The 23,453-nt window shown below is 59.7% G+C and carries 30 protein-coding genes; 24 read left to right on the top strand and 6 right to left on the bottom strand.

The window, feature by feature from the left end; translation table 11 throughout:
- The first annotated feature begins 171 nt into the window (after nucleotides 1–171).
- Nucleotides 172–1,266, top strand: coding sequence for an iron-sulfur cluster carrier protein ApbC (gene apbC / locus AC07SI_RS00450; protein ID WP_065906755.1), 1,095 nt, complete (start codon nucleotides 172–174; stop codon nucleotides 1,264–1,266).
- Between the two features lie 498 nt (nucleotides 1,267–1,764).
- Here apbC and fdxA read toward each other — a convergent pair whose 3' ends face one another.
- The 5 genes from fdxA to AC07SI_RS00425 all read right to left on the bottom strand — a co-directional run bounded on the left by fdxA (nucleotide 1,765) and on the right by AC07SI_RS00425 (nucleotide 6,281).
- A complete protein-coding gene (gene fdxA / locus AC07SI_RS00445) occupies nucleotides 1,765–2,088 on the bottom strand; it encodes a ferredoxin FdxA (protein ID WP_003208688.1) in 324 nt (107 codons plus the stop codon).
- Between the two features lie 142 nt (nucleotides 2,089–2,230).
- Nucleotides 2,231–4,822 carry a DNA mismatch repair protein MutS gene (gene mutS / locus AC07SI_RS00440; protein ID WP_065906753.1) on the bottom strand — a complete coding sequence of 864 codons (2,592 nt, stop codon included), beginning with the start codon at nucleotides 4,820–4,822 and terminating at the stop codon, nucleotides 2,231–2,233.
- 214 nt (nucleotides 4,823–5,036) lie between these two features.
- Nucleotides 5,037–5,363, bottom strand: coding sequence for a DUF2388 domain-containing protein (locus AC07SI_RS00435; protein ID WP_495004900.1), 327 nt, complete (start codon nucleotides 5,361–5,363; stop codon nucleotides 5,037–5,039).
- A gap of 123 nt (nucleotides 5,364–5,486) precedes the next feature.
- Nucleotides 5,487–5,705, bottom strand: a complete 219-nt coding sequence (locus AC07SI_RS00430) for a hypothetical protein (protein WP_495004899.1) — start codon at nucleotides 5,703–5,705, stop codon at nucleotides 5,487–5,489.
- 147 nt (nucleotides 5,706–5,852) lie between these two features.
- The gene (locus tag AC07SI_RS00425; protein ID WP_495004898.1) at nucleotides 5,853–6,281 is read right to left on the bottom strand and encodes a hypothetical protein; all 429 of its coding nucleotides are present in this window, start codon (nucleotides 6,279–6,281) and stop codon (nucleotides 5,853–5,855) included.
- A 165-nt stretch (nucleotides 6,282–6,446) separates the two neighbouring features.
- Between AC07SI_RS00425 and AC07SI_RS00420 the strand changes: the two genes are divergently transcribed.
- The 23 genes from AC07SI_RS00420 (at nucleotide 6,447) to recX (ending at nucleotide 22,009) form a co-directional block, all read left to right on the top strand.
- Nucleotides 6,447–7,190, top strand: coding sequence for a LexA family transcriptional regulator (locus tag AC07SI_RS00420; RefSeq protein ID WP_177343939.1), 744 nt, complete (start codon nucleotides 6,447–6,449; stop codon nucleotides 7,188–7,190).
- Between the two features lie 601 nt (nucleotides 7,191–7,791).
- The gene (locus tag AC07SI_RS00415) at nucleotides 7,792–8,136 is read left to right on the top strand and encodes a phage holin family protein (protein WP_021492472.1); all 345 of its coding nucleotides are present in this window, start codon (nucleotides 7,792–7,794) and stop codon (nucleotides 8,134–8,136) included.
- A 21-nt stretch (nucleotides 8,137–8,157) separates the two neighbouring features.
- Nucleotides 8,158–8,673, top strand: coding sequence for a hypothetical protein (locus tag AC07SI_RS00410; protein WP_495004897.1), 516 nt, complete (start codon nucleotides 8,158–8,160; stop codon nucleotides 8,671–8,673).
- Nucleotides 8,674–8,676: 3 nt separating this feature from the next.
- The gene (locus AC07SI_RS00405; protein WP_495004896.1) at nucleotides 8,677–9,288 is read left to right on the top strand and encodes a phage baseplate assembly protein V; all 612 of its coding nucleotides are present in this window, start codon (nucleotides 8,677–8,679) and stop codon (nucleotides 9,286–9,288) included.
- Nucleotides 9,289–9,297: 9 nt separating this feature from the next.
- Nucleotides 9,298–9,630: a phage baseplate protein gene (locus AC07SI_RS00400; RefSeq protein WP_065903317.1), complete on the top strand. Its 333-nt coding sequence runs from the start codon at nucleotides 9,298–9,300 to the stop codon at nucleotides 9,628–9,630.
- Nucleotides 9,627–10,622 (top strand): baseplate J/gp47 family protein, encoded by a 996-nt coding sequence (locus AC07SI_RS00395; protein ID WP_065903315.1) that lies wholly within the window; start codon nucleotides 9,627–9,629, stop codon nucleotides 10,620–10,622. The genes AC07SI_RS00400 and AC07SI_RS00395 overlap by 4 nt, the downstream gene beginning before the upstream one ends.
- Nucleotides 10,619–11,248, top strand: coding sequence for a phage tail protein I (locus tag AC07SI_RS00390; protein WP_106805006.1), 630 nt, complete (start codon nucleotides 10,619–10,621; stop codon nucleotides 11,246–11,248). The genes AC07SI_RS00395 and AC07SI_RS00390 overlap by 4 nt, the downstream gene beginning before the upstream one ends.
- Nucleotides 11,249–12,766, top strand: a complete 1,518-nt coding sequence (locus AC07SI_RS00385) for a phage tail-collar fiber domain-containing protein (RefSeq protein WP_495004895.1) — start codon at nucleotides 11,249–11,251, stop codon at nucleotides 12,764–12,766.
- 2 nt (nucleotides 12,767–12,768) lie between these two features.
- Nucleotides 12,769–13,197, top strand: a complete 429-nt coding sequence (locus AC07SI_RS00380; RefSeq protein WP_495004894.1) for a phage tail assembly chaperone — start codon at nucleotides 12,769–12,771, stop codon at nucleotides 13,195–13,197.
- A gap of 59 nt (nucleotides 13,198–13,256) precedes the next feature.
- Nucleotides 13,257–13,457, top strand: coding sequence for a hypothetical protein (locus AC07SI_RS00375; RefSeq protein ID WP_201143626.1), 201 nt, complete (start codon nucleotides 13,257–13,259; stop codon nucleotides 13,455–13,457).
- Between the two features lie 2 nt (nucleotides 13,458–13,459).
- Nucleotides 13,460–14,626 (top strand): phage tail sheath protein, encoded by a 1,167-nt coding sequence (locus AC07SI_RS00370; RefSeq protein WP_495004893.1) that lies wholly within the window; start codon nucleotides 13,460–13,462, stop codon nucleotides 14,624–14,626.
- On the top strand, nucleotides 14,626–15,132 hold the full coding sequence (locus tag AC07SI_RS00365; RefSeq protein ID WP_282396533.1) for a phage major tail tube protein: 507 nt from the start codon (nucleotides 14,626–14,628) through the stop codon (nucleotides 15,130–15,132). Before AC07SI_RS00370 ends, AC07SI_RS00365 begins: the two co-directional genes overlap by 1 nt.
- A gap of 182 nt (nucleotides 15,133–15,314) precedes the next feature.
- Nucleotides 15,315–15,887 (top strand): phage tail assembly protein, encoded by a 573-nt coding sequence (locus AC07SI_RS00360; RefSeq protein ID WP_495004892.1) that lies wholly within the window; start codon nucleotides 15,315–15,317, stop codon nucleotides 15,885–15,887.
- The gene (locus tag AC07SI_RS00355) at nucleotides 15,884–16,009 is read left to right on the top strand and encodes a hypothetical protein (RefSeq protein WP_034102430.1); all 126 of its coding nucleotides are present in this window, start codon (nucleotides 15,884–15,886) and stop codon (nucleotides 16,007–16,009) included. The genes AC07SI_RS00360 and AC07SI_RS00355 overlap by 4 nt, the downstream gene beginning before the upstream one ends.
- Before the next feature lie 6 nt (nucleotides 16,010–16,015).
- Nucleotides 16,016–17,164, top strand: a complete 1,149-nt coding sequence (locus tag AC07SI_RS00350; RefSeq protein WP_495004891.1) for a hypothetical protein — start codon at nucleotides 16,016–16,018, stop codon at nucleotides 17,162–17,164.
- On the top strand, nucleotides 17,164–17,547 hold the full coding sequence (locus AC07SI_RS00345; RefSeq protein WP_065903298.1) for a phage tail protein: 384 nt from the start codon (nucleotides 17,164–17,166) through the stop codon (nucleotides 17,545–17,547). Before AC07SI_RS00350 ends, AC07SI_RS00345 begins: the two co-directional genes overlap by 1 nt.
- Nucleotides 17,540–17,752 (top strand): tail protein X, encoded by a 213-nt coding sequence (locus AC07SI_RS00340; protein ID WP_065903295.1) that lies wholly within the window; start codon nucleotides 17,540–17,542, stop codon nucleotides 17,750–17,752. The genes AC07SI_RS00345 and AC07SI_RS00340 overlap by 8 nt, the downstream gene beginning before the upstream one ends.
- 9 nt (nucleotides 17,753–17,761) lie before the next feature.
- The gene (locus AC07SI_RS00335; protein ID WP_282396537.1) at nucleotides 17,762–18,772 is read left to right on the top strand and encodes a contractile injection system protein, VgrG/Pvc8 family; all 1,011 of its coding nucleotides are present in this window, start codon (nucleotides 17,762–17,764) and stop codon (nucleotides 18,770–18,772) included.
- A 21-nt stretch (nucleotides 18,773–18,793) separates the two neighbouring features.
- On the top strand, nucleotides 18,794–19,351 hold the full coding sequence (locus AC07SI_RS00330) for a glycoside hydrolase family 19 protein (protein ID WP_495004890.1): 558 nt from the start codon (nucleotides 18,794–18,796) through the stop codon (nucleotides 19,349–19,351).
- On the top strand, nucleotides 19,339–19,809 hold the full coding sequence (locus tag AC07SI_RS00325) for a lysis system i-spanin subunit Rz (protein WP_495004889.1): 471 nt from the start codon (nucleotides 19,339–19,341) through the stop codon (nucleotides 19,807–19,809). The genes AC07SI_RS00330 and AC07SI_RS00325 overlap by 13 nt, the downstream gene beginning before the upstream one ends.
- Nucleotides 19,810–19,890: 81 nt before the next feature.
- Nucleotides 19,891–20,391 (top strand): CinA family protein, encoded by a 501-nt coding sequence (locus tag AC07SI_RS00320; protein ID WP_065903282.1) that lies wholly within the window; start codon nucleotides 19,891–19,893, stop codon nucleotides 20,389–20,391.
- A gap of 83 nt (nucleotides 20,392–20,474) precedes the next feature.
- Entirely contained in the window at nucleotides 20,475–21,533 is a 1,059-nt protein-coding gene (gene recA, locus AC07SI_RS00315) for a recombinase RecA (RefSeq protein ID WP_010170065.1), read from the top strand.
- An 8-nt stretch (nucleotides 21,534–21,541) separates the two neighbouring features.
- A complete protein-coding gene (recX, locus tag AC07SI_RS00310) occupies nucleotides 21,542–22,009 on the top strand; it encodes a recombination regulator RecX (protein WP_495004888.1) in 468 nt (155 codons plus the stop codon).
- A gap of 282 nt (nucleotides 22,010–22,291) precedes the next feature.
- Here recX and AC07SI_RS00305 read toward each other — a convergent pair whose 3' ends face one another.
- Nucleotides 22,292–23,404 carry an LOG family protein gene (locus AC07SI_RS00305; RefSeq protein WP_120447754.1) on the bottom strand — a complete coding sequence of 371 codons (1,113 nt, stop codon included), beginning with the start codon at nucleotides 23,402–23,404 and terminating at the stop codon, nucleotides 22,292–22,294.
- Between the last annotated feature and the right edge of the window lie 49 nt (nucleotides 23,405–23,453).

Below are 23,453 nucleotides of genomic sequence, written 5' to 3'. Positions count from 1 at the left end.
GGGCTCGGCTACTTGATGAAACGGAGGTCGGCCACTATAAAGCGCCGGGAAATTTATTTCACCCCGTGCTGCTGTTTCAGAATCTTCCTTGCCGGCGAAAGCATGCCGCAACGACGCTGGAACGGTTAGGATAGCCGCCTGTTTCAGTCAGTCTTTTTTCGGGAGTTGCCCATGAGCGCCGTCAATCGCGCAGCGGTGGAAGCCGTTCTTCGCCAGTACACCGACCCCTATTTGAACCAGGACCCGGTCAGTGCCGGCTGTGTACGCGCCATCGAGGTCCAGGGGGGCCAGGTGTCCGTCCAGATGGAGCTGGGCTATGCCGCCGGGCTGTTCAAGAGCGGCTGGGCGCAGATGCTGCAAATGGCCATTGAAGGCCTCGACGGCGTGAGTTCGGCCAAGGTCGACATCCAATGCGTGATCGCCCCGCACAAGGCCCAGGCACAGATCCCGGGCCTGGCCAACGTCAAGAACGTGGTAGCGGTGGCATCCGGCAAGGGCGGCGTGGGCAAATCCACCACCGCCGCCAACCTGGCCCTGGCGCTGGCCCGTGAAGGCGCGCGCGTGGGCATCCTCGACGCGGATATCTACGGCCCGAGCCAGGGCGTGATGTTCGGCATTGCCGAAGGCACGCGGCCCAAGGTCAAGGATCAGAAGTGGTTTGTGCCGATTGAGTCGCTGGGCGTCGAAGTGATGTCCATGGCCTTCCTTACCGATGACAACACGCCGATGGTCTGGCGTGGGCCGATGGTCTCCGGCGCGCTGCTGCAGTTGGTCACGCAGACCGCCTGGGGCGACCTGGATTACCTGGTGATCGATATGCCACCAGGCACCGGTGATATCCAGCTGACCCTGGCGCAGAAAGTCCCGGTGGCCGGCTCGGTGATCGTCACCACGCCCCAGGACCTGGCGTTGCTCGACGCGAAAAAAGGTGTGGAGATGTTCCGCAAGGTCAACATCCCGGTACTGGGCGTCGTGGAAAACATGGCGGTACATATCTGTTCCAACTGCGGGCACGCCGAGCATTTGTTCGGCGAGGGCGGTGGCGAGAAACTGGCCACCCAGTACGGCGTCGAGCTGCTGGCCTCGTTGCCGCTATCGATGGTCATTCGTGAGCAGGCCGACGGCGGCAAACCGACCGTGGCCGCCGAGCCGGACGGCCAAATCGCCATGATCTATCAGGAACTGGCCCGCCATGTAGGCGCGCGGATCGTCCTTCAGGAAGCGGCGGCGCCGGCAATGCCGACGATAACGGTCAGCGACGACTGAGCGGATTGAAAGGAAAAAGCCTCGACGGTGTCGGGGCTTTTTCTTGCCTGCAAATCACCCCAAGGTCTCCAATGACACTTTTTCGCAATTGCGCTTGTAAGCATTCACTTACTTTTTCGTAAGTGTTTGGGTTTTTTCCTGGGGGGTAGAGGTCTCGAGTGCTCGAAAGACTTTTCTATCTTGTTGAAATATAACAACTATTTATGTGGGCATTAGCGTTGGCATCTGTCAGTCGGCTCGTTGCATCCCGTTGAACTTCCCAGGGAACTCTCTAACATCAGCCCTGTGTCCACGGATTGACACAGCCATCAAGGAACGATGGTTTGAGGGAACGTCGCAGGATGCGATTCATCAGGACGATGAAAAGGACTACAGGGACTAGGGAAAAAATGTGGGCGGGTCATACCGCCCCTTTTTTTTGCCTGCAGGAAAGTGAATCCCGTCATCCAGAAACGCAAAAAGGCCCGCAAGGGGCCTTTTTAGAGGGCGGCGACGCTATCAGCGTTCGAGATCTGCAATCTTGCCTTTCTTGCCATCCCACTCTGCCGCATCCGGCATCGGGTCTTTACGTTCGGTGATGTTCGGCCAGATTTCCGCCAGCTCGACGTTCAACTGAATAAATTCCTGCATCTCTGCCGGGACTTCGTCCTCGGAGAAAATGGCGACGGCCGGGCATTCAGGTTCACACAGGGCGCAGTCAATGCACTCGTCCGGGTGGATGACCAGGAAGTTCGGGCCTTCGTAGAAGCAGTCCACCGGACACACTTCTACGCAGTCGGTGTACTTGCACTTGATGCAGTTGTCGGTGACGACGAAGGTCATTTCTAATTTTCTCCTCAGGCGGCGGCAGCGAAACCCTTTGTGGCAGGGCTCGCGAGGTTCGGGAGCGATAGTCTGCGGACCAGGCTAAAAGCCCGCAGCATCCCAAACCGCGCGAGAGTCTACCAGCTTGCAAGCGTCTGCGTTATATCCGAGTCTTAAGTGCATATAACATTTCGAGCGCTTTTCGCGGCGTCAAGTCATCCAGGTCAAGTTTAGCCAACTCGTCCAGCACTGGGTGGGGCAGGCTGGCAAACAGATCGCTCTGGTGGGGCGCGCTGGCTTTTTTGCTGGCTTTGGCCGGGCTTGCCACGGGAAGCTCGTGGGGCAGTGCGGTTTCTTCCAGGCGGCTCAGGTGCTCGCGGGCACGGGTGATCACCTCCGTGGGGACACCGGCCAGTTGCGCCACGGCCAGGCCGTAACTCTGGCTCGCCGGCCCAGGCAGCACATGGTGCAGGAACACGATGCGCTCGTTGTGCTCGGTGGCATTGAGGTGCACGTTGGCCACCAGCGGCTCGTTTTCCGGCAGCACGGTCAGCTCGAAATAGTGCGTGGCAAACAGCGTATAGGCGCGCAGATGCGCCAAACGCTCGGCTGCAGCCCAGGCCAGGGACAGGCCGTCGAAGGTGCTCGTGCCGCGACCCACTTCGTCCATCAGCACCAGGCTGCGTTCGGTGGCGTTGTGCAGGATGTTGGCGGTCTCGCTCATTTCCACCATAAAGGTCGAACGGCCACCGGCCAGGTCATCGCTGGAGCCAATCCGCGTGAAGATGCGGTCCACCAGCGACAATTCGCAACTGGCCGCCGGCACAAAGCTGCCGATGTGTGCGAGCAGCACGATCAAAGCGGTCTGACGCATGTAGGTGGATTTACCGCCCATGTTCGGACCCGTGATCACCAGCATGCGGGTATCGTCATCCAGCGACAGGTCGTTGGCGACGAATGGCGTGGTCAATACCTGCTCTACAACCGGGTGGCGACCTTGCACGATGCGCATGCAGGGCTCGCTGACAAAACGCGGGCAGTTCAGGTCGAGGTTCAGCGCGCGTTCGGCGAGGTTGCTCAGTACGTCCAGTTCCGCCAGGGCGGCTGCCGTGTCCTGCAGCGGCGCCAGTTGGCTGATCAGGTCTTCAAGCAGGTTTTCATAGAGCATCTTTTCCCGAGCCAGGGCGCGGCTCTTGGCCGAAAGTGCCTTGTCTTCGAATTCTTTCAGCTCAGGGGTGATAAAGCGCTCGGCACCTTTGAGGGTCTGGCGGCGCTGGTAGTCGATCGGCGCTGACTCGGCCTGCTTGCTTGGCAACTCGATAAAGTAGCCATGCACGCGGTTATAGCCGACTTTAAGGTTGGCCAGGCCAGTGCGAGCCTTTTCGCGGGCTTCCAGGTCGATCAGGAATTGCCCGGCGTTTTCGCTCAGGGCCTGGAGTTCGTCCAGCTCGCTGTCGTAACCGGTCTTCAATACGCCGCCGTCACGGATGATTGCCGGCGGGTTGTCGATGATCGCCTTTTCCAGCAACGCCGCCAGTTCCGGGTAGGTGCCGGCGGTGACGGCCAGTTGCTGCAGGTGCGGCGTGTCCAATTCGGTCATCGCCGCTTGCAACTGCGGCAGGGCGCCGAGTGCATCGCGCAGGCGCGCCAAGTCACGCGGCCGCGCGTTGCGCAGGCCGATCCGTGCCAGGATGCGTTCGATATCGCCAATTTCCTTCAGCTGTGGCTGCAGTTTTTCAAAGCGATAGCGGTCGAGCAGGCAGGTAATAGAGGTCTGGCGAGCTTGCAGCACGCTCAAATCGCGCAGCGGACGGTTCAGCCAACGGGTCAGCAAGCGGCTGCCCATGGCCGTCTGGCAACGGTCGACCACCGACTGCAGGGTGTTATCACGCCCGCCTGACAGGTTGGTGTCCAGTTCCAGGTTGCGACGGCTCGCGCCATCGAGCACCACGGTGTCGTCCAGACGCTCATGACGCAGGCTGCGCAAGTGCGGCAGGGCGGTGCGCTGGGTTTCCTTGGCATAACTGAGCAGGCAACCGGCAGCGCCGATGGCCAGGGTCAGGGTTTCGCAACCGAAGCCCTTGAGGTCCTGCACCGAGAACTGCTGGCACAGACTTTTCAGCGCCGAATCCCGCTCGAAATCCCACGGCGCACGGCGTTTTGTCCCACGGCGTTTTTCTGCGGGCAGATCCTTCGGCCAATCATCCGGGATCAACAGCTCCACCGGGTTGATACGCTCCAACTCCGCCAGCAGGTTCTCCCAACCCTTGATCTCTAGCACGCTGAAGTTGCCGCTGGTGATGTCCAGTACCGACAGGCCGAACAGACGCTCGTCGCCCAATACCGCCGCGATCAGGTTGTCGCGACGCTCATCCAGCAGCGCCTCATCACTCACCGTCCCCGGCGTGATAATGCGCACCACCTGGCGTTCGACCGGGCCTTTACTCGTCGCGGGATCGCCGATCTGCTCACAGATCACCACCGACTCGCCCAGCTTCACCAGCTTGACCAGGTAGCCTTCCAACGAGTGGTAAGGAATCCCGCACATCGGAATCGACTGCCCCGCCGATTGCCCACGCGCGGTCAGGGTGATATCCAGCAGCTTGGCAGCCTTCTTCGCGTCTTCGTAGAAGATCTCGTAGAAGTCGCCCATGCGATAGAACATCAACTGATCAGGGTGCTGGTTTTTCAGGCGCCAGTACTGCTGCATCATTGGGGTGTGGGAGGACAGATCGGACGTGTTTTTACTCATTGGGTCGTAGGCAAATTCGTTGAAAGTGATGGGGCAAAGGGGGCGCTTGGCCCAGCATTTTTTGCGATGGGCGCAAGGTTAACACGCGAGGTCGGCCCTTCGCAGGATGCAAACGGCTTGGGAAAACGCAAAGGGGGCGGTGCATTTACTCAAATGTGCGAGGCTTATTGCACGCAAGCAACGCTGTTGGCGCGCAATGGAGAAAGTCTTCTTATCAGTACGCTGACACGATTGCCTTGGCCAGTTGCATGTCGGACATAAGAGGCGCGGCGTAGGTCGAGCGATAGTACCGAGATGCCTGTTCAAAATCGGCACCGCGGATCTCTCCGTCCGAACCGATAAAAGCAAGGGCATCGGTTTTGGAGGATGTGAAAAGCTTTGGCGCATCGGTCGTGAGAGAGGTAGTCCCCGCAACCAGGATGGTTGGCACGAACGTCGAGTACATCAGCGCTTTATCGAAAGGGTTGGCATTTTCAGCGGCCACTGCTGGGGCGCCGATCAATACCGTGACAGCGATTGCCAGAGTCTTCCATGAGTCCATTCTTCGAAGCTTCCATTTCTATAAGAGGGGCGCACGATAGCAGCGCTGGTGACTTTGCAGATATAAGGCGCCGTCGACGCTGGGGGATTGCCGTGCTTGACGGCGGCGTCTTTAGCTCTCGACTCATCCGTTCGCCCCATAGAAATGGTTCAGCACTATCAATTCAATCACCGCGACGAAACAGCACAGCACAATGAATCCGGGACTGAAGACCCGCTTGCGATTAGAGCCCCCGTCGCCCAGCGAGCTTAGGTCTGCGCCGTCGGAAATCAACATTAGGATCGCCAGCACGGCGTATATCCACGCCTTGCCCCAGAAGCTCTGATTTCTCCATTCGGTCATTTGTGGTCTTGCGCATAACGCTTTAAATTGAGGTGAATGGGCGTTGGCGACAAGGTTAGCACGCAACGTCGGGGGCTTCGCAGGTCATAAACGGATAGGCAGACCGTAAAACTGGGGCGACTTTTTTGTCCCTTAGCCCATCCTTGATCAACGCTTCATTGCGTTGCACTGAGTGCGCAAATCGCTATTGCTGATGTTTTCGCAGCTGGCGCCACTTTGTTTGGCATTGCAAAGGGCGCGTTGATCGCTGTCGCTGATGGCGGAGCAAGAGCTCCCATTCATCTCTGCGTTACAGGCGGCACGCATCTCAGAATTACTGATGTTTTCGCAGCTAGAACCGCTTTGTTTGGCGTTGCAGTAGGCTCGCTTGTCAGGATTACTGATAGCGGCGCACGGGCTACCGCTCATCTCTGCGTTGCATTGCGCCCGTAACTCACTATTGCTGATGCTGTAGCAGCTGGAGCCACTTTGCTGGGCGTTGCAGTACGCTCGTTGGTCAGGGTCACTGATGCTGGTGCAACTTGCCGCAAAGGTGTACCCACTGAACATCAACAAAATGGCAAGCACGAGTTTCATTACTTTCTTCCTTGGCTCGCCAGGAATCAGCCTGGCGCTGTTTGAGCACATTGCATCAAGTACCGTGGTGCTCATGTCAAATTGACATTATTTTTCCCGGAAGTTCAGCTGATGTGCATGGAATATGCAAATTAGCATTTGCCAACCCTAAAAACTCCCGTCACTATCCGCGTTATGCAAAAACGCAACGTTTCTATCGTCTTAAGAGAACTGCTGGATCGCGACCGGATCTCCCCCACGGAGCTTCACCGGCGTACCGGCGTGCCTCAATCCACACTGTCCCGGATCCTCAGCGGCAAGATCGTTGATCCGTCGGATAAACACATCTCCCGCATCGCCGAGTACTTTCGCGTGAGCACCGACCAGTTGCGCGGGCGCGCGGCGGTGGGCGCTTTGCGCGAGGACGGACGCGACCCGATGCATTCGGAACTCAAGGACATAAGCCTGTGGGACGATGACACCCCCGTGAATGACGATGAGGTGTCGATCCCCTTTCTGCGCGAGGTTGAATTGGCTGCTGGATCAGGAAGATTCGTCATCGAGGAAAGCGAAAAGGCCAGCCTGCGTTTTGGAAAACGCAGTCTGCGACACAACGGTGTGCAGTTCGACCAGGCCAAGTGTGTGACGGTGCGCGGCAACAGTATGCTGCCGGTACTGCGTGATGGCGCCACGGTGGGGGTGAATGCGGGCAAGAGTGGCATTGGTGACATCGTCGATGGTGACTTGTATGCCATCAATCACAATGGCCAACTGCGGGTGAAACAGCTCTACCGCCTGCCTTCCGGGATTCGTCTGCGCAGTTTTAATCGCGATGAACACCCGGATGAAGACTACAGCTTCCAGGATATCCAGGATGAGCAGATCAGCATCCTCGGTCATGTGTTCTGGTGGGGCATGTACGCCCGTTAACCTTCTTGTGTCAGACAAAGCCCGCTCATTAGCGGGCTTTTTTTCGCCTGCAGAAAATCGGCAAACCCTGGCGCTGCAAGGCCTGAAATGCATTCGTGCATTTCACGGCTAAAAATAAATGCATTTGTGCATTGACTGTATATGCATACATGCATATTCTCCATCTCAAGCCAGCCAACAAGGCCTGGTGGAGGCGGCAAGGATGCTGCCAAGGAAGACAAGGAAGGCATGCAACATCGGCAAGGACGCCATCAGAGCGATGGCAGGGAGGCCAGGCAACACCGGCAAGGATGCCGACGCTCTTTAGTCATACCGCTTCAACAAAAAAGGCAGCGATGAACCGGCCTGATAACGGTTCAGAGGGTTGGCAACTGACCCGGGTGTGCAGCGTAAAGCACCAGAAGCAGTTATCCGGCAGACAGGGATCGTGGTCGGAAAAACATTGAGGAAAGATCCGTACCGCGCCAGTAGCGCCGAAAGATCGATGTTGGACCGCATTACTGAAAAGCCTGGGCAACCGGGCTTTTTGGAATGCCTACCCATAAATGGATTTACCCAAGAGCCGGCCCTGCGCCGGTAGTGCTCAGCCAGGAGGCGTGACATGACAAACGAGCAGCAAGCGTTAGCGGAAATGCCTATCTGGCTGGTGATCGTACTGGCCCTGATCGGCGGGGTGTCCGGTGAAATGTGGCGCGCCGACAAGGAGGGCGCGCGCGGTTGGTCACTGGTACGGCGCCTGGCCTTGCGGTCCGGTGCATGCATGGTCTGCGGGGTCTCGGCACTGATGCTGTGCTACGCCGCCGGCATGTCGATCTGGACTGCCGGCGCCATTGGTTGCCTGACCGCCATGGCCGGCGCGGATGTCGCCATTGGCCTTTATGAACGCTGGGCAGCCAAGCGCATCGGGGTCGACGAGACCCCGACCTCGCGCCCGGACCAGCAGTAACCGCTGCAAGGATGCAACCACATGAGCCTTATCGAAAAACCTTCCCAGTTGCCCGTGGCGATTGGGGCGGCGCTGAAGAGCGCCTTCCCACACTTGCCTGTAGGCAATTATCAGGACTTTACCGGCGTCGCGGATAAAACCGGCGTGCTGATCAGCGTCGAGCGCAACGGGCCCGCAGTTCGCTCCCTTGAAGGGCGCAAGGCGCATGCCTTGTCGGTCTCACTCAGGGCCACGGTCGCCAGCGGGGCGGCAGCCTTTGAAGCCTGCGACCTGGCCAGCCAAGTGATGGACCTGGCCCTGGATAACCGCTGGGGCCTGCCGCCCGACCAGTGTGACCTGCCGACGGCTATCGTCGCGGCGCCTTCCGGATTGACCGGGACCGAAACGGACTACGACACCTGGATCGTTTCCTTCACCCAAACCCTCTATCTCGGCCCGTTACTGCTCGAGGATCCCACAGGCAAACCGCTGTTTGCACGCACCTGGGAAGTCTCGGACATCGACGATCCAGATCAATATCGACCCCTGCAGGAGTAGCCCATGTTCGATGCATTGCTACGCATGCAACTGGGGCCGATCGTTGAACGCCTGGCGGAAATGGAAGCCCAGCTGGAAGACCTGTATCGACGCGCAGAAAGCTTCTGCCGGATTGGCGTGTGCCAGGAGGTTGATGCCGCCAGTGGTACCTGCAAGGTCAGCCACGGGGACCTACTCAGCCCGGCGATCCAGTTTTTCAACCCGAGCGCTGGGGCGCAAACCGAAACCCGCATCCCTTCAGTGGGCGAGCAGTGCCTGCTGCTCAACTACGGCGGCGGGGAAGGGGGGACGCAGTCTGTGGCTTTGTTCGGCCTCAACAGTGGTCTGTTTCCGCCCGTGTCCGCTGTGGCGTCGCTGACGCGTCGTCGTTATCAGGACGGCACTCAAAGCGACTATGACGACGCCAGCCACATTTTCAATTGGGTCAACGGCCCCACCACATTCAGCGGCTCCCGCGAGCAGGTCGACCTCAAGGTCGGCGCCGCGAACCTGAGCATGAATGCCCAGAGCATCACCCTGCAGCTCGGCGCCACCGGCTTATTGCTGGATGCCGCCGGTGTGCATTTGAGCGGCCCGGTGGTGGATCACCAGGGTCGCGTGATCAGCAGCGCATAAGGATTTGCCATGATCGGAATCGACAGGAACACCGGGGCAGCCGTGGATGACTGGCTGCAATTTGTACAGCGCGCCACCCGAGCGCTGACCACCCCCGTGGGGACACGCCAGAAGCGCCCGTTGTACGGCTCGATGGTCCCGCAACTGCTCGGCCAGAACCTCGGCGATGACCTCTTGCTCCTCGCCCAAAGCCATGCCGCCCAAGCCTTTTTCAACCCTCAGAACGGCATCGCCGACTTCCAACCCCAGGTCATCGTCGCCACTCGCCAGGGCGCCGGCCTGCTGCTGCGTTTTGCCGGCAGCTGGAAAAACCGCCAACAAACTTTTGAGGTCGTGACATGAGCATGTTGATCCCAGGCCAGAACCAACTGGCGGAACCGGCGATTATCACGGTCGACGCGTTCGAGCCGTTGCTCGCCGAGTTCAAGGCGTTTGTCGTCGACTATGTTGCCACCCGAGCGCCACAAAGCGCGGCCAAGCTCAAGGTCAGCCTCGACAATGAAAGCGAACTGTTGACCCTGGCCCTGGAAGCGTTTTGCGTGCGCTTGCAAACCCACGAACGCAAGTACAACGCCCGCATCAAGCAGATGCTGGCGTGGTGGGCGACCGGCAGTAACCTGGATGCACGCCTGGCGGACATGGGCCTTGAGCGCCAGGTGCTCGATCCAGGCGATCCCGCCGCGTTCCCGCCCGTGCCGCCGACGCTGGAAAGCGATGATGATGCCCGCCTGCGCTATTACCTGGCGCCCCATGCACCGGCAGCAGGCTCGCGCATGCAGTATCGCCGTGAGGTGTTCACCCTCGGCGAGCGGCCGGCGGTGAAGGTGCAAAGCGCCACCCCTGGCGTGGTGACCGTCAGCTACACCTTTGAACCGGACGGTTACGCGGCCCAGGTCAAGGACGGAAACGCACGACGCACCGCGCCCGGTGAAGTGATGGTCACTGTGCTGTCCAGGGAGGGTGATGGCAGTGCTTCTGCCGATTTGCTTGACGGTGTGCGTCGACATTTCGCACGGCCCGATGTACGACCGGAAACTGACCTCGTCACGGTCCAAGGTGCACAGATTCAACACTACAAGATTCGCGTGGTGGCCAAGATCAATGCCGGTCCGGATTCGGGCCTGACCCAAGTGGCTGCACAACAGCTGCTGCAAACCTATGCCGACTCCTGCCATCGCCTGGAAGGGCGCGTCGACCCAAGTTGGATCGACTACGCCATCCACAGTGCCGGCGCCGCGCAGCTGCAAATCCTCGAACCGCTGCAGCCGATCATTAGCACGGCATTCCAGGCCCCGTACTGCACGGGCGTCGAGGTGGAGGTGCGCACGCTATGACTGAACCCAAAGCGAGCCTGTTGCCCGCCAACAGCTCACCACTTGAGAAAGCCTTGGACCTGGGGTTCGGCTATTTGCTGGAGCGGGTCACGCCGCCTTTCCCACAGTTGATGGACCCGGATCATACGCCTTCGGCGTTCTTGCCCTACCTGGCAGCGGACCGCGCGGTGAACGAATGGAGCACCACGGCCCCCGAGGCGGAGAAGCGCCTGACCGTCAAACTTGCCTGGCCCACCGCGCGACAGGCCGGCACCCGCCAGGCCCTGGAAAATGCGGCCAAGGGCTTGCAACTGAGCCCCGAAGTGCGCGCCTGGTACGAACAGAAACCACCGGGTGTGCCCTACAGCTTTGCCGTACGCGCCTGGACCGATTTGCCCTACAGCGAAACCATCGATGCCCGACTCGACCGCCGCTTGGCCGACGCCAAAAGCGAGCGCGACATCCTGTCGATCTCGGTGGGCCTGAGTGCTTTCGGTCGCCATGTCATTGGCGCCGCCACGCTGTGCGGCGAACTCACCACGATCTACCCAAGCGTGCTGGCTGGCGTCGAGGCCGCGGGCCGCGCCTTTATGGCGGCCGGTCTGTACAGCGTCGAAACCACCACCCTTTATCCACAGGAGCACTAAATGGCTGACTATTACACCCTGCTCACGAATGCGGGGATCGCCTACGAAACCGCCTGCAAGGCGGCTGGCGTGCCGATCAAACTGGCGCAGATTTCCGTCGGCGACGGCAACGGCGCCGTCTATAACCCCGATGCCAGCGCAAAAGCGCTGAAACGCGAAGTCTGGCGCGGGCCGCTGAATGCGCTGTTCCAGGACGAGAAAAACGCCAACTGGCTGATGGCCGAAGTCACCATTCCATCGGATGTCGGCGGCTGGTATGTGCGCGAAGCCGGCCTGTGGACGGACACCGGGATCTTGTATGCCATCGTCAAGTATCCAGAGTCGTATAAGCCGGTGTTGGCGACGTCGGGCTCGGGCAAAGAGTTTTATATTCGCTCGATCTTCGAGACGAGTAATGCGGCGATCGTGACGTTGTTGATTGATGACACGGTGGTGAAGGCGACTCGGGCTTGGGTGATGGATTATCTGAAGCAGGGGACGTATTCCAAGGCTGAGATTGAGGCGATGATTGCTCAGTCCTCGGCGCTGCCGGTGGGGTCCATGGTGGCGTTTCCAGTCGACAAGGTCCCGGTGGGATTCCTGGAAATTGATGGCAGCGTGAAGAGTGCCTCGGCCTATCCCGATTTGGCGAAGTTTCTGGGTACGGCGTTCAATAAGGGGGATGAAGGGGCGGGGAATTTTCGGCTGCCGGAGTCGCGTGGGGAGTTTTTGCGGGGTTGGGATCATGGGCGGGGGGTTGATGCTGCGCGAATGATCGGCTCCCCTCAACTCGATGCATTCCAGGGGTTCACTCCTGCTGGTTCGATCGCCTATTCGAAAAATGACTCCGCTCGATTTAAAGATCTGCGTGGGGTGCCGTGTTTCAACGGCGCTGGTGGCACAACTCCGGCAATTGCATTGGACTGGGACGCCACAGTTGTTTCAGTCGATAGTTGGTCACTGACCGGCGGATTCATTGTCAGCGATGATGTGCATGGTACGCCACGGGTGGCGTCTGAAACCCGCCCGCGCAACCTCGCGGTGATGTGGTGCATCAAAGCCTGGAACGCCCCCATCAATCAGGGAAATATCGACATTGCCGCGCTAGCACTGTTGGCAACGCAAGCCACCGAAACCAATCAAGGCACGGCAAAGACAGCCACCCAACCCCAAGCCGACGCTGGGGTCGATGACGCCACAATCGTCACTCCGAAAAAGATGCGCTTCGGCTTTGCAATGAACTTCACCGCAGCCAGTGGATACGTCCTGTTTCCAACGTGGCTCGGCGGCCTGCTGATTCAATACGGCCGCGCATCCCTGGCGGCTGACCAGTTCACCACACTGACCTGGCCACTTGCCTGGCCCGATGCGTGTTATGCCATTTCCGGCGCGGTGCACTCGTCACTTGCCCGTGTCGACGACGGTATCTCCGCACAGTATCGAAGTCTGACTAAAACCACGGTCATCCTGGACCGGCAAGACATCGGCACGGCAGTAGCCAACAACCGCGATATGTTCGTTATCGGAATCGGAAAATAACCATGAGCATTTTTTATTGCGCAGAAACGGGCGGATTTTATCTGCCCGGCATGCAGCCATCTGATAGGGCCTGCCAGGAAATCACCCATGCGCGCCACGCTGAGCTTCGCGCTCAAAACGCTGCCGGAAAAATCATTGCTGCAGATGAGCTGGGTGCCCCGGTCGCCATTGATCCACCAGGGCTGAGCATTGAGCAAATGGCCGCTAAAGAGCGCGCGTGGCGAGATCGGCAGTTGGTGACCGCGACCGGTCTGCGCGATCGGCATCGCGATCAGCTGGAATTGGGCATTCCAACGACGCTGGAAGCAGAGCCGTTCACGGCGTTGCTGAACTACCTGCAGTTGCTGCGTGACTGGCCACAGTCTGCGGATTTTCCCACGTTGCAAAAGCGTCCGGTCCCCCCGGACTGGCTCGCCGAACACACCGATTAAACCTCAACTGCCCCCCAAACCGCCCTCCGCGGTTTTTTTTCGCCTGGAGATTACCCCACATGGCAAACCGCCAAACCTACACCGTCCTCATCCCTTTCCCCACCGGCGCCGGCCATTGGTCCACCGCCGGCCAGCAACTGGAACTGCTGGACGTCGAAGCATCCGCCCTGCGCACCGCCGGCCGCCTGGAACTCACCAGCGTCCTTGCTGCGCAGCAAACCATCCCGGCCAAAAAGGCCACCACCAAGAAGGCTGACTAATCATGGCTGAGGTTTTGAACTTCGAGCACAACGGCATCACCGTCAATGCCACTGAATCCCCCGAGGCCATGGGTGGCCTTGGCGACAACGTGATCGGCCTGGTCGGCACTGCGCCGAATGCGCATGCGTCGATCCCCAAGAACGCGCCGTTGCGCATCAACAGCTTCACCACCCAGGCGCTGCTGGACCCCACCGGTGCTGAGTCGGGCACGCTGTTTCACGCCGTCTACCAGATCCTCAAAGTGGTGAAGGTACCGGTGTACGTGGTGATCGTGGAGGAGGGCGCGACACCGGCCGACACCCTCAACAACGTGATTGGCGGTGACGAGCCGATCACCGGTCGCAAGTTGGGCCTGGCGGCACTGGCGAATGTGCCGGAAGACCTGACCATCATCGGTGCCCCGGGCTTCACCGGTACCAAGGCCGTGGCCGGCGAGTTCGCCGCGTTCGGCAAACGCATCAAGGCCCGCGTGGTGCTGGATGGCAAGGACGCAGCAGTGGCTGAGCAGGTGACCTACAGCGGCGAACTGGGCGGTGCCGACCTCGGTTTCGACCGGTGCCTGCTGGTGCACAACATGCCGTCGGTGTACTCCAAGGCGGCGAAGAAAAACGTGTTTCTCGCACCCTCGTCCCTGGCTATCGCCGCGTTGGCGAAGGTCAAGCAGTGGGAAAGCCCGGGCAATCAGGTGACGTTCGCCGAGGACGTGTCCCGCGTGGTCGAGTACAACATCCTCGACACCTCCACCGAGGGCGACCTGCTCAACCGCTACGGCGTGAGCTACTACGCGCGCACCATCCTTGGCGGCTTCTCGCTGCTGGGCAACCGCTCGATCACCGGCAAGTTCATCAGCTACGTGGGCCTTGAAGATGCGATCAGCCGCAAGCTGGTCAAGGCCGGCCAGAAAGCCATGGCCAAGAACCTCACCAAGTCTTTCATGGACCAAGAGGTCAAGCGCATCAACGACTGGCTGCAAACCCTGGTCGCCGACGAAACCATCCCGGGTGGCAGCGTGTACCTGCACCCGGAATTGAACAGTGTCGAGAAGTACAAGAACGGCACCTGGTACATCGTCATCGACTACGGCCGCTACGCGCCGAACGAACACATGATTTATCAACTCAATGCCCGCGATGAAATCATCGAGCAGTTCCTGGAGGACGTTCTCTAATGTTTACCAATCGAGTCAGACAGGCCATTGCGGCCACTCTTCAAGGCCTGCCGTTGTCCGCGACGGTGGACTCGTTCACGCCGCCGAAGATCGAGTTCGAAATGGAACTGATGACCGGCGGACGCTTTATTGCCGAGGAAATGGCCAAGAGCGGCAAGCCGTTGACCGCCACCTTGATCCTGCAGGGCGCCGGCCCGGAAATCATGCTGGCACTGGGCGTGCGCCTGGGCGATGACATCCTGCTCAATGTGCGTGAAGCCGGCCAGGACCAGGACGGCAAGACCTATTTCACCTACCACACCGTTGGCGGCAAGCTCAAATCCTTGAGCGAGGCGGCGATGGTGATGAATACCAAGGCCACCACCACCCTGGAGCTGTCCTGCCGTACTTACAACCGCTTGGAAAACGGTATTTCGGTGATCGACATCGACGTGCGCACCCAGAAGTTCGTGCTCAACGGCGTTGACATCCTCGGCGACGCGCGCCGCGCTGTATTGATGCCGTAAGGGCTACCGTGACCTGAAGTGGACTCAGCCAATGTGGGCGCCGGGCTTGCTCGCGATGCAGGCGGCTCGGTGTGCCTGGTGCACCGAGCTGTTGCTATCGCAGGCAAGCCAGCTCCCACATTGACCGCGCGCAGCTTTAGATTTGCGCTGCTTTCAACATCGTTTAAACAAGGAATTGCCCCATGGCCTGGATGCCACCGCTGCATGTCCTGCTGTCCCCGATCACCGCCGATACCGGCGCGACGATCCAGCAGGTTCAACTCAAACCGCTGTACTACGCCGCGCAAAAAGACGCGCTGGCCCGGGCCGGTGATGACGAGGATGACCAGTTCTTCGAACTGGCGAAACTCGCCACCGGCCTGTCGGAAAAAGAGCTCGACCAACTCAAGCGACCGGACTACGTGACCATCGCCCAATACGTACACGAGATGTCGACTCGTCCGGCGTCATTCTTCCTTGGCGAACAAACGGAATCGCCCCACGACCAGCCCGTCCAGCTGTTGCTGCCCCTCGACGCAGCGGGCCGCACCCTGACTGAACTGGTCCTGGAAATGCCCGCCCTGCGTGCCACCAAGGTGATGAAGAAGCTCGCCACCAACAAGGAGCGCGCCGAATTCATCACCGCGCATTGCAGCAGCTTGATGATCCCCGATCTCGCCGGCCTGACCGTGCCCGACTGGACCGAATTGCAGGAGCGCATCGACCATTTTTTAAATCAACCGGCGGCCTTCTTTCGCAACGCGACATCGAAGTGATCCTCGATGTGGTGCCGCTGGTTTACTCGGTAAATGAAGCGGAGATCCTGGATTGGGATGCCGCAAAAGCATTGCGCCGCTACGACATCGCGATGACTCGCCTTGGCGTTAAACAGGAGTAGAGCGGGATGCAAGAGACTAAATATGGGCTCAGGCTAGCCCAGGAGGACTTTCGCTGGATGTTCGGCGAGGCGGATCTTGGCAATGTGCTGGCACCGTTTTCCACAAGCGCTGCGGAACCTTTAAGCCTGGAAACTGCATCGCAGCCGTTTGAACTGCGCTCCGCGTTGGTCACCCTCAGCGTGGACATCAACGCCTTGATCCAGGAGCAAGTGCGACTGCGCGAGACGCTGAAGACGCTTAACAGCACCTTGTCCATCTATGGCGACTCTCTGGTGCCCAAAGCGGCTGATGTTGCCACGAGCGCATTGAAAGATAAGCCCGAGAAGCCCGCTGATGGTCCTTTTGCGAGCGCGGCCAAGGCGGTTGGAGGCGAGTTGTGGGACGCGTTGAAAAGCAAAGCTGCTGAAAAAACGATTGATTTGACCTTTGACCTAATCACTAAGGGCGCCAAAAGTATCAAAAATCGGGGTTGGCGTGGTTCAGGCCTAACGAACCCGTTCGGAAAAAAACGCCAGGCCTTGGTTGCTTCGCCACCAGGCATTCAACCGGGTGCGACCACGCAAAGCTTTCAATCCTTTGCCGGGTCAAGCGTTGCAGCACCAACGTTATCGCGGCTAAACCTATCTTCGGGTGCCCTGAACGATGCCTTTGCCACGCTTGGATCCACCGGCATTCGACGGCTGGCGCCATTGAGAACCGCCGAAGCCACCCTGGACGTGATTCAGGGCGTACGCAACGGCGACGCCAAAGCCATCGGCACCGGCCTGAGTACGGCCGGCGGTGCCTGGGCGGGCGCTTCTGCCGGCGCGGCAATTGGCACTCTGGTCTTCCCCGGCGCAGGCACTGTGGTCGGCGGGGCCCTGGGTGGCTTATTGGGCAGTGAGGCAGGCGCCTGGCTGGGTGAAAAACTGTTCGGTTCGAGTGACCGCCTGCCGCCGCCGAACGCGGTCGGCAAAGAGCTCAACAGCGCTCGCGCCGACAACGTTCAAGTTTCGATTGCCCCGAGTATCCAGATCACCGGTGTCAACCCGGCAGACGCCCAGCAAGTGGCCAATCAAGTGATCCAGGCCCTGCAATTTCAATGCGTGCCAATGCTCACCGACTCGCTGGGGATCCGGCGCAACGCGGCACTGACCGACCCAGGAGGTGATTGATGCGACAGCAAATGGTACTGGGCGACTTTATCTTTGGCCTTTCCCGAGGGTTTGCCTACTCCACGTTGTCCCGTGGCAGCGACGGCGGCTGGAGCGACCTGGCGATTATCGCCAGCAAGCCGCAGTCGCGGCAAAGCGGACAGAAGCTGGAAAAACTCACGTTTACCGGCGCCGCCATGTACGGCATAGGCATGCAGCGACTGGATGAACTGCGCGCGCTGCAAAACAAGCGGGCGCCTTTGCCTCTGGTGGATGGGATCGGCCGAAACTGGGGCCTGTGGCGTATCAATTCGGTGCAGGAAAACCAGAGCAATGTGATTGATGACGGCACCGCCATGGTCATGACTTGGATCCTTGAACTGGAGGAATTCGTCAATGCGTAGAGTGCGAAGTATCGCCGGTGATTCGGTCAATCTGCTGCTCTACCGTGAGTTGGGGCGTTGCGACGATGTGGCTGAAGAAACCCTGTGGCGCTTGAACCCGGATCTTGCCGAGTACGGCCCGGTGCTACCGGCAGGCGTGTGGGTAATCGTGCCGGAGATGCAATCACGGCCGGCTGCGTTGCGGCCTGTCCTGGCGTGGGATTGAGGAGGTTTTATGGCTCAGGGATTTACGCCGATCGTGGAGTTTTACGGCGCCAATGCGGCATTGCTTAATCAACGGATCATGAGCTGGAGTCACACCGACGCGGCGGGTATCGAGTCTGACCGGCTGGAGCTGACGCTCAATATCGAAGACCTTGAAGGTCTGCCGAGCTTGAGCGGCAAGATCGGCATGCGCGTCGGTTACTCAGAGTCGGGACTGGTAGAGAAGGGCGAGTTCGTGATTACCCAACGTACCCCCGTCCTGTTTCCCATGCGCCTGATGATCGTCGCGACGGCCGCACCTTTCAGCGTGGGCGACCCGCGCGGCTACCGTCAGCGGCGCTCCGCCAGTTACGGGCCTACGACCCTGGGGGCACTGTTTCGGCAATTGGTCGGCCGGCATGGTTTTTCGCCGCGTGTGGCGCCGTCGCTGGAGGGTATTGCGATTGCTCATATCGACCAATCCAATGAAAGCGACATGGCGTTTATCACGCGACTGGCCAGTCGCTACCACGCGGTGACGAAGCCGTTCAACGAGCTGTATGTGCTGGCCGAAGCGGGGCAAGTCAAATCGGTGTCCCTTAAACAATTGCCGGAGGTGAAGTTGTCCGTGACCCAGGATAACCGTCCCGGTGACCAGGCCTTCATAACGGCCACGCTCAACGATAAAACCCGCTCCAAATACATGGGCAGCCGTGTCACCTGGTGGGATGTTGCCGGTGGCAAACAGCACGTGGTCGAGGTCGGGGTCGCGCCTTTCAAGACCCTGCGCCAGCGTTGCCAGAACGAAGAGGAAGCGCGTGCCGTCGCTGAAGGTGAACTGCGTCGCGTCGGGCGAGAGGGGCTGGAGATGGTGATTGATTGCCCTGGTAACCCGTTGGTGGCTGCCGAAGGGCTGCTGCGCCTGGATGAAACCTGGCCGGCGTATATGCAAGGCCAGTGGTCGATAACCAAGGTGATCAATGCGGGGGACCCGGTAAAGGGCTATCGCAGCACGATCACGGCCGGTGGTTTGTCTACATAAGGACCTTTGAAGGTGAACGTGGTGGTGATAACTCAGCCCCAATTGATCCAGATCATGCCTGGAGCCCGCCGTGTAGCGGGCATTTTTTTAGCGGCTTTCAATGCCGCCTTTATCCGGTACCAGATCAACAGCGTGCAGCGCGCTGCCGCCTTTCTCGCCCAGATCGGCCACGAGTCCGGCGAATTGCACTACATGCGCGAACTGGGCAGTGACGCGTATTTGAGCAAGTACGATACCGGTGCATTGGCCGTGCGCCTGGGCAACACGCCCGAAGCGGATGGTGACGGCCAACAGTACCGGGGGCGGGGGCTGATCCAGATCACCGGCCGCCGCAACTACCTGGCCTGTAGCCAGGCCCTGTTCGGCGACGATCGTCTGTTGCGGGAACCGACATTGTTGGAGCAGCCGCAATGGGCGGTCGAATCGGCCGCCTGGTTCTGGCAGAGCAACGGCCTGAACGAGCTGGCGGATCACGACCAGTTCATCACCATCACACGGCGTATCAACGGTGGGCTCAATGGGCTGGAGGACCGTTTGCGCCTGTGGGCGCGCGCCAAGGCGGTGTTATGCGTGTCTTAGGCGTGTGCCGCCTGATCGGTATCTGCCTGCTGGTGGCTGTTGTCTGGCAGGTGCAAGCATGGCGGTACGGGGGGCAGATTGAACGCTTGTCGGCACTGCAGGTTCAGGCAATCTTGCAGCAACAGCAGGCTGAACAGGACAAACGGCTGGCCCTGGAGCAACAGCTCAGTGCCAGTGACCAACAACATGCCCGGGAATTGAGCGATGCCCAACGTCATCAGGCAGCTCTGCGTGATCGCCTGGCCACTGCTGATGTGCGGTTGTCAGTCCTTCTCGACGCCTCCAGTGGCTGTCCAGTGCCAGCCACCGCCACCGCCGGCGGCGTGGTTCATGCAGCCGCGCGAGCCCGACTTGACCCGGCGCATGCTCAGCGAATTATCGGCATCACCGACGACGGTGATAACGCCCTGATTGCCTTGCGCGCCTGCCAGGCGTATGTGCGCGCCATCGCCCGCTAATCTCTTGATCCAGTCTGTCGCTTGCATGCGCGATTTGCTCCTGTAGGGTAGGCAAACCCCCACCCACTTCTGGAGACGACCGTGAAGGAAATCACTCAACTTGCCGCTGAACTGGGTCGCCGCTTGCAGGTACTCAATGCGCACGTCACCACGGCCGAATCCTGCACCGGTGGCGGTATCGCCGAGGCGATCACGCGGATTCCCGGGAGTTCGGCGTGGTTCGAGGCAGGGTATGTCACCTATTCCAACCGTCAGAAAACACGACAGTTGAATGTGCCCGAGGCGTTGTTTCCCAAGGTCGGTGCGGTCAGCCAGGAAGTGGTCGAAGCGATGGTGCGCGGCGCCCAGGAAAAAAGCCTGGCGCGGTTCGCCGTGGCGGTGAGTGGAGTGGCCGGGCCGGATGGTGGTTCGCCGGACAAACCGGTGGGCACGGTGTGGCTCGCGTTTGGCGTGGGTGACGAGGTTACGGCCGAGCTTGCGCACTTCCCTGGCAGTCGCGACGAAGTCCGCCGACAGACGGTAAAGGCCGCCCTTGAAGGCTTGATGCGACGAGCTGCAGCAGAAATAGACAATCAGGGGTAGGCGATCTCTGATCTTTGTGGAACAATACTGTCTACTTATACAGGTGTTGGCCGTCAGGCCTTATTGATTACGTGAGGACTTTAATGGACGACAACAAGAAGAAAGCCTTGGCTGCGGCCCTGGGTCAGATCGAACGTCAATTCGGCAAGGGTGCCGTAATGCGTATGGGCGATCACGACCGTCAGGCGATCCCGGCTATTTCCACTGGCTCTCTGGGTCTGGACATCGCGCTCGGCATTGGCGGCCTGCCAAAAGGCCGTATCGTTGAAATCTACGGTCCTGAATCTTCCGGTAAAACCACCCTGACCCTGTCGGTGATTGCCCAGGCGCAAAAAATGGGCGCGACCTGCGCGTTCGTCGACGCCGAGCACGCCCTGGATCCTGAATACGCCGGCAAGCTGGGCGTCAACGTTGACGACCTGCTGGTTTCCCAGCCGGACACCGGTGAGCAAGCCCTGGAAATCACCGACATGCTGGTGCGCTCCAACGCCATCGACGTGATCGTGGTCGACTCCGTGGCTGCCCTGGTGCCGAAGGCCGAGATCGAAGGCGAAATGGGCGACATGCACGTGGGCCTGCAAGCCCGCCTGATGTCCCAGGCGCTGCGTAAAATCACCGGTAACATCAAGAACGCCAACTGCCTGGTGATCTTCATCAACCAGATCCGTATGAAGATCGGCGTGATGTTCGGCAGCCCGGAAACCACCACCGGTGGTAACGCGTTGAAGTTCTACGCTTCGGTCCGTCTGGACATCCGTCGTACTGGCGCGGTGAAAGAAGGTGACGAGGTGGTGGGTAGCGAGACCCGCGTTAAAGTCGTGAAGAACAAAGTGGCCCCGCCTTTCCGTCAGGCCGAGTTCCAGATTCTCTACGGCAAGGGTATCTACCTGAACGGCGAGATGATCGACCTGGGCGTGCTGCACGGCTTCGTCGAGAAGTCCGGTGCCTGGTATGCCTATAACGGCAGCAAGATCGGCCAAGGCAAGGCCAACTCGGCCAAGTTCCTGGCGGACAACCCGGATATCGCCGCCACGCTTGAGAAGCAGATTCGCGACAAGCTGCTGACTGCAGCGCCAGACGTGAAAGCTGCCGCCAACCGTGAGCCGGTTGAAGAAGTAGAAGAAGTCGACACTGACATCTGAAGCAAACGATGACAGTTGTACTGGATACACTCGTCGCCGTTCGGCGCACTGCGATGGACCTGCTCGCTCGCCGCGAGCATGGTCGAGTCGAGCTGACGCGTAAGCTGCGTCAGCGCGGTGCGGAGCCTGAGATGATCGAAACCGCCCTCGACCAGTTGACGGAAGAGGGGCTGCTTTCCGAATCCCGTTACCTTGAAAGCTTTGTGTCCTACCGAGCCCGCTCGGGCTATGGCCCGGCGCGCATTCGTGAGGAGCTGAGCCAGCGAGGCCTGCAACGCGCGGATATTGACCTGGCCCTGCGAGAGTGCGGGATCAGTTGGCAGTCGCAACTGGAAGACACTTGGCGTCGCAAGTTCTCGGGCCATCTTCCCATCGATGCCAAAGAGCGCGCGAAGCAAGGGCGCTTCCTCAGTTATCGCGGGTTTTCGATGGACATGATCAGCCGCTTGCTCAGCGGTAAGGCCATGGACGACTGACACCTTGGTGCCTCGCCTGCTCTGATACTCCGTCTCCCGTGGCAAACGAGTTTCTGTAGCAAACGGGCCTCTGTGGTACACCTGCTTCTATGGCAAACGGGCGTCTATGGCAAAAGGGTGTCTGTGGCAAACGGGCGTCTATGGCAATCGGGCTTCTGTGGCGAGCGGGCTTGCCCCGCGTTGGGCTGCGAAGCAGCCCCAATCCCCTCCACCCGCCCAAAATGATCCCTCCAAAAAGGCCCACTATGAAAATAGTGGGCCTTTTGTCGTTCCTTCAAAAAATCAAGCCGGCTCCGGCGCCAACCGCTGCTGCGCCTTCCCCTGAGCCTGTGCCCAGTTCTCCGGCAAGTTGATGTAATCCACCAACTCTCGCAACCGGCCCTGATCGCGGCCATTGAAGTTGAACACCAGCCGCGTCAGATGGCTGAACCTTGGCTCGTCATGCTCCTCGCCCGTGTAGGCAAGTTGCTGGAACTCCCCACTCAATCGCAGGCTGGCAAACTCGCTTTGCAAATGGGCCAACGCTCGATCACTGAGCGGGTGATTCATGCGCACCACAAACTCGCGTTTCAGCCAGCGTGTGGAGTGGAAGTTGGCATAAAACTGATTGATCTCTTCCACCGCCTCTTCGGCGCTGTAGACCAGCCGCACCAGCTTGAGGTCAGTCGGCAGGATATAGCGATTGGCTTCCAGCTGGCTGCGGATGAAGTCCAGGGCGCCCTGCCAAAAGCCGCCTCCGGGTGCATCCAGCAATACCACGGGCACTAGCGGGCTCTTACCGGTCTGGATCAGGGTCAGTACTTCCAGGGCTTCATCCAGGGTGCCGAAACCGCCCGGGCACAACACCAACGCATCGGCTTCCTTGACGAAGAACAGCTTGCGGGTAAAGAAGAAGTGGAACGACAGCAGGTTCTCGGTGCCATCGATAGTCGGGTTGGCATGCTGTTCAAACGGCAGGGTAATATTGAAGCCCAAGCTGTGTTCCAGGCCGGCACCTTCATGGGCTGCCGCCATGATGCCGCCGCCGCCGCCCGTGATCACCATCAGATCCGAGCGTGCCAGGGCCGCGCCCACTTCCCGGGCCAGCGCGTACAGCGGGCTTTCCACCGGGGTACGGGCCGAGCCAAACACCGTGACTTTGCGCCGGCCCTTGAACTGTTCCAGTACACGGAAGGCATGGTCCAGCTCGCGGATGGCTTGCAAGGTTATCTTGGCGTTCCAACGGTTGCGGTCATCCTGGGCCATGCGCAGCACGGTCAGGATCATGTCGCGATACAGGGGAATGTTCGGGCTGTTGGGAGCGACCAGTTGGAGTTGTGCTTCGACCTGTTGTGTAAGGTCGGTCCCGTTTTCTTCAAAATGACGGAGCAGGCGGTCATTCGGTTCGTAAGGCATTCAACTTCTCCTTCTTCACAGAGACCGGGCCATCGGCGAGAGATTCGTC

The organism is Pseudomonas sp. GW821-FHT05D12 (genome assembly GCF_059419825.1).
Note: the sequence above shows the minus strand (reverse complement) of the source record. Positions and strands in the feature narration are given on the sequence as shown.

Bases quoted from the DNA above. Each gene is read 5' to 3' on its own strand.
- apbC (WP_065906755.1), top strand. From the start codon at position 172: ATGAGCGCCGTCAATCGCGCAGCGGTGGAAGCCGTTCTTCGCCAGTAC.
- fdxA (WP_003208688.1), bottom strand. From the start codon at position 2,088: ATGACCTTCGTCGTCACCGACAACTGCATCAAGTGCAAGTACACCGAC.
- mutS (WP_065906753.1), bottom strand. From the start codon at position 4,822: ATGAGTAAAAACACGTCCGATCTGTCCTCCCACACCCCAATGATGCAG.
- AC07SI_RS00435 (WP_495004900.1), bottom strand. From the start codon at position 5,363: ATGGACTCATGGAAGACTCTGGCAATCGCTGTCACGGTATTGATCGGC.
- AC07SI_RS00430 (WP_495004899.1), bottom strand. From the start codon at position 5,705: ATGACCGAATGGAGAAATCAGAGCTTCTGGGGCAAGGCGTGGATATAC.
- AC07SI_RS00425 (WP_495004898.1), bottom strand. From the start codon at position 6,281: ATGAAACTCGTGCTTGCCATTTTGTTGATGTTCAGTGGGTACACCTTT.
- AC07SI_RS00415 (WP_021492472.1), top strand. From the start codon at position 7,792: ATGACAAACGAGCAGCAAGCGTTAGCGGAAATGCCTATCTGGCTGGTG.
- AC07SI_RS00410 (WP_495004897.1), top strand. From the start codon at position 8,158: ATGAGCCTTATCGAAAAACCTTCCCAGTTGCCCGTGGCGATTGGGGCG.
- AC07SI_RS00405 (WP_495004896.1), top strand. From the start codon at position 8,677: ATGTTCGATGCATTGCTACGCATGCAACTGGGGCCGATCGTTGAACGC.
- AC07SI_RS00400 (WP_065903317.1), top strand. From the start codon at position 9,298: ATGATCGGAATCGACAGGAACACCGGGGCAGCCGTGGATGACTGGCTG.
- AC07SI_RS00395 (WP_065903315.1), top strand. From the start codon at position 9,627: ATGAGCATGTTGATCCCAGGCCAGAACCAACTGGCGGAACCGGCGATT.
- AC07SI_RS00390 (WP_106805006.1), top strand. From the start codon at position 10,619: ATGACTGAACCCAAAGCGAGCCTGTTGCCCGCCAACAGCTCACCACTT.
- AC07SI_RS00385 (WP_495004895.1), top strand. From the start codon at position 11,249: ATGGCTGACTATTACACCCTGCTCACGAATGCGGGGATCGCCTACGAA.
- AC07SI_RS00380 (WP_495004894.1), top strand. From the start codon at position 12,769: ATGAGCATTTTTTATTGCGCAGAAACGGGCGGATTTTATCTGCCCGGC.
- AC07SI_RS00375 (WP_201143626.1), top strand. From the start codon at position 13,257: ATGGCAAACCGCCAAACCTACACCGTCCTCATCCCTTTCCCCACCGGC.
- AC07SI_RS00370 (WP_495004893.1), top strand. From the start codon at position 13,460: ATGGCTGAGGTTTTGAACTTCGAGCACAACGGCATCACCGTCAATGCC.
- AC07SI_RS00365 (WP_282396533.1), top strand. From the start codon at position 14,626: ATGTTTACCAATCGAGTCAGACAGGCCATTGCGGCCACTCTTCAAGGC.
- AC07SI_RS00360 (WP_495004892.1), top strand. From the start codon at position 15,315: ATGGCCTGGATGCCACCGCTGCATGTCCTGCTGTCCCCGATCACCGCC.
- AC07SI_RS00350 (WP_495004891.1), top strand. From the start codon at position 16,016: ATGCAAGAGACTAAATATGGGCTCAGGCTAGCCCAGGAGGACTTTCGC.
- AC07SI_RS00345 (WP_065903298.1), top strand. From the start codon at position 17,164: ATGCGACAGCAAATGGTACTGGGCGACTTTATCTTTGGCCTTTCCCGA.
- AC07SI_RS00340 (WP_065903295.1), top strand. From the start codon at position 17,540: ATGCGTAGAGTGCGAAGTATCGCCGGTGATTCGGTCAATCTGCTGCTC.
- AC07SI_RS00335 (WP_282396537.1), top strand. From the start codon at position 17,762: ATGGCTCAGGGATTTACGCCGATCGTGGAGTTTTACGGCGCCAATGCG.
- AC07SI_RS00325 (WP_495004889.1), top strand. From the start codon at position 19,339: ATGCGTGTCTTAGGCGTGTGCCGCCTGATCGGTATCTGCCTGCTGGTG.
- recA (WP_010170065.1), top strand. From the start codon at position 20,475: ATGGACGACAACAAGAAGAAAGCCTTGGCTGCGGCCCTGGGTCAGATC.
- recX (WP_495004888.1), top strand. From the start codon at position 21,542: ATGACAGTTGTACTGGATACACTCGTCGCCGTTCGGCGCACTGCGATG.
- AC07SI_RS00305 (WP_120447754.1), bottom strand. From the start codon at position 23,404: ATGCCTTACGAACCGAATGACCGCCTGCTCCGTCATTTTGAAGAAAAC.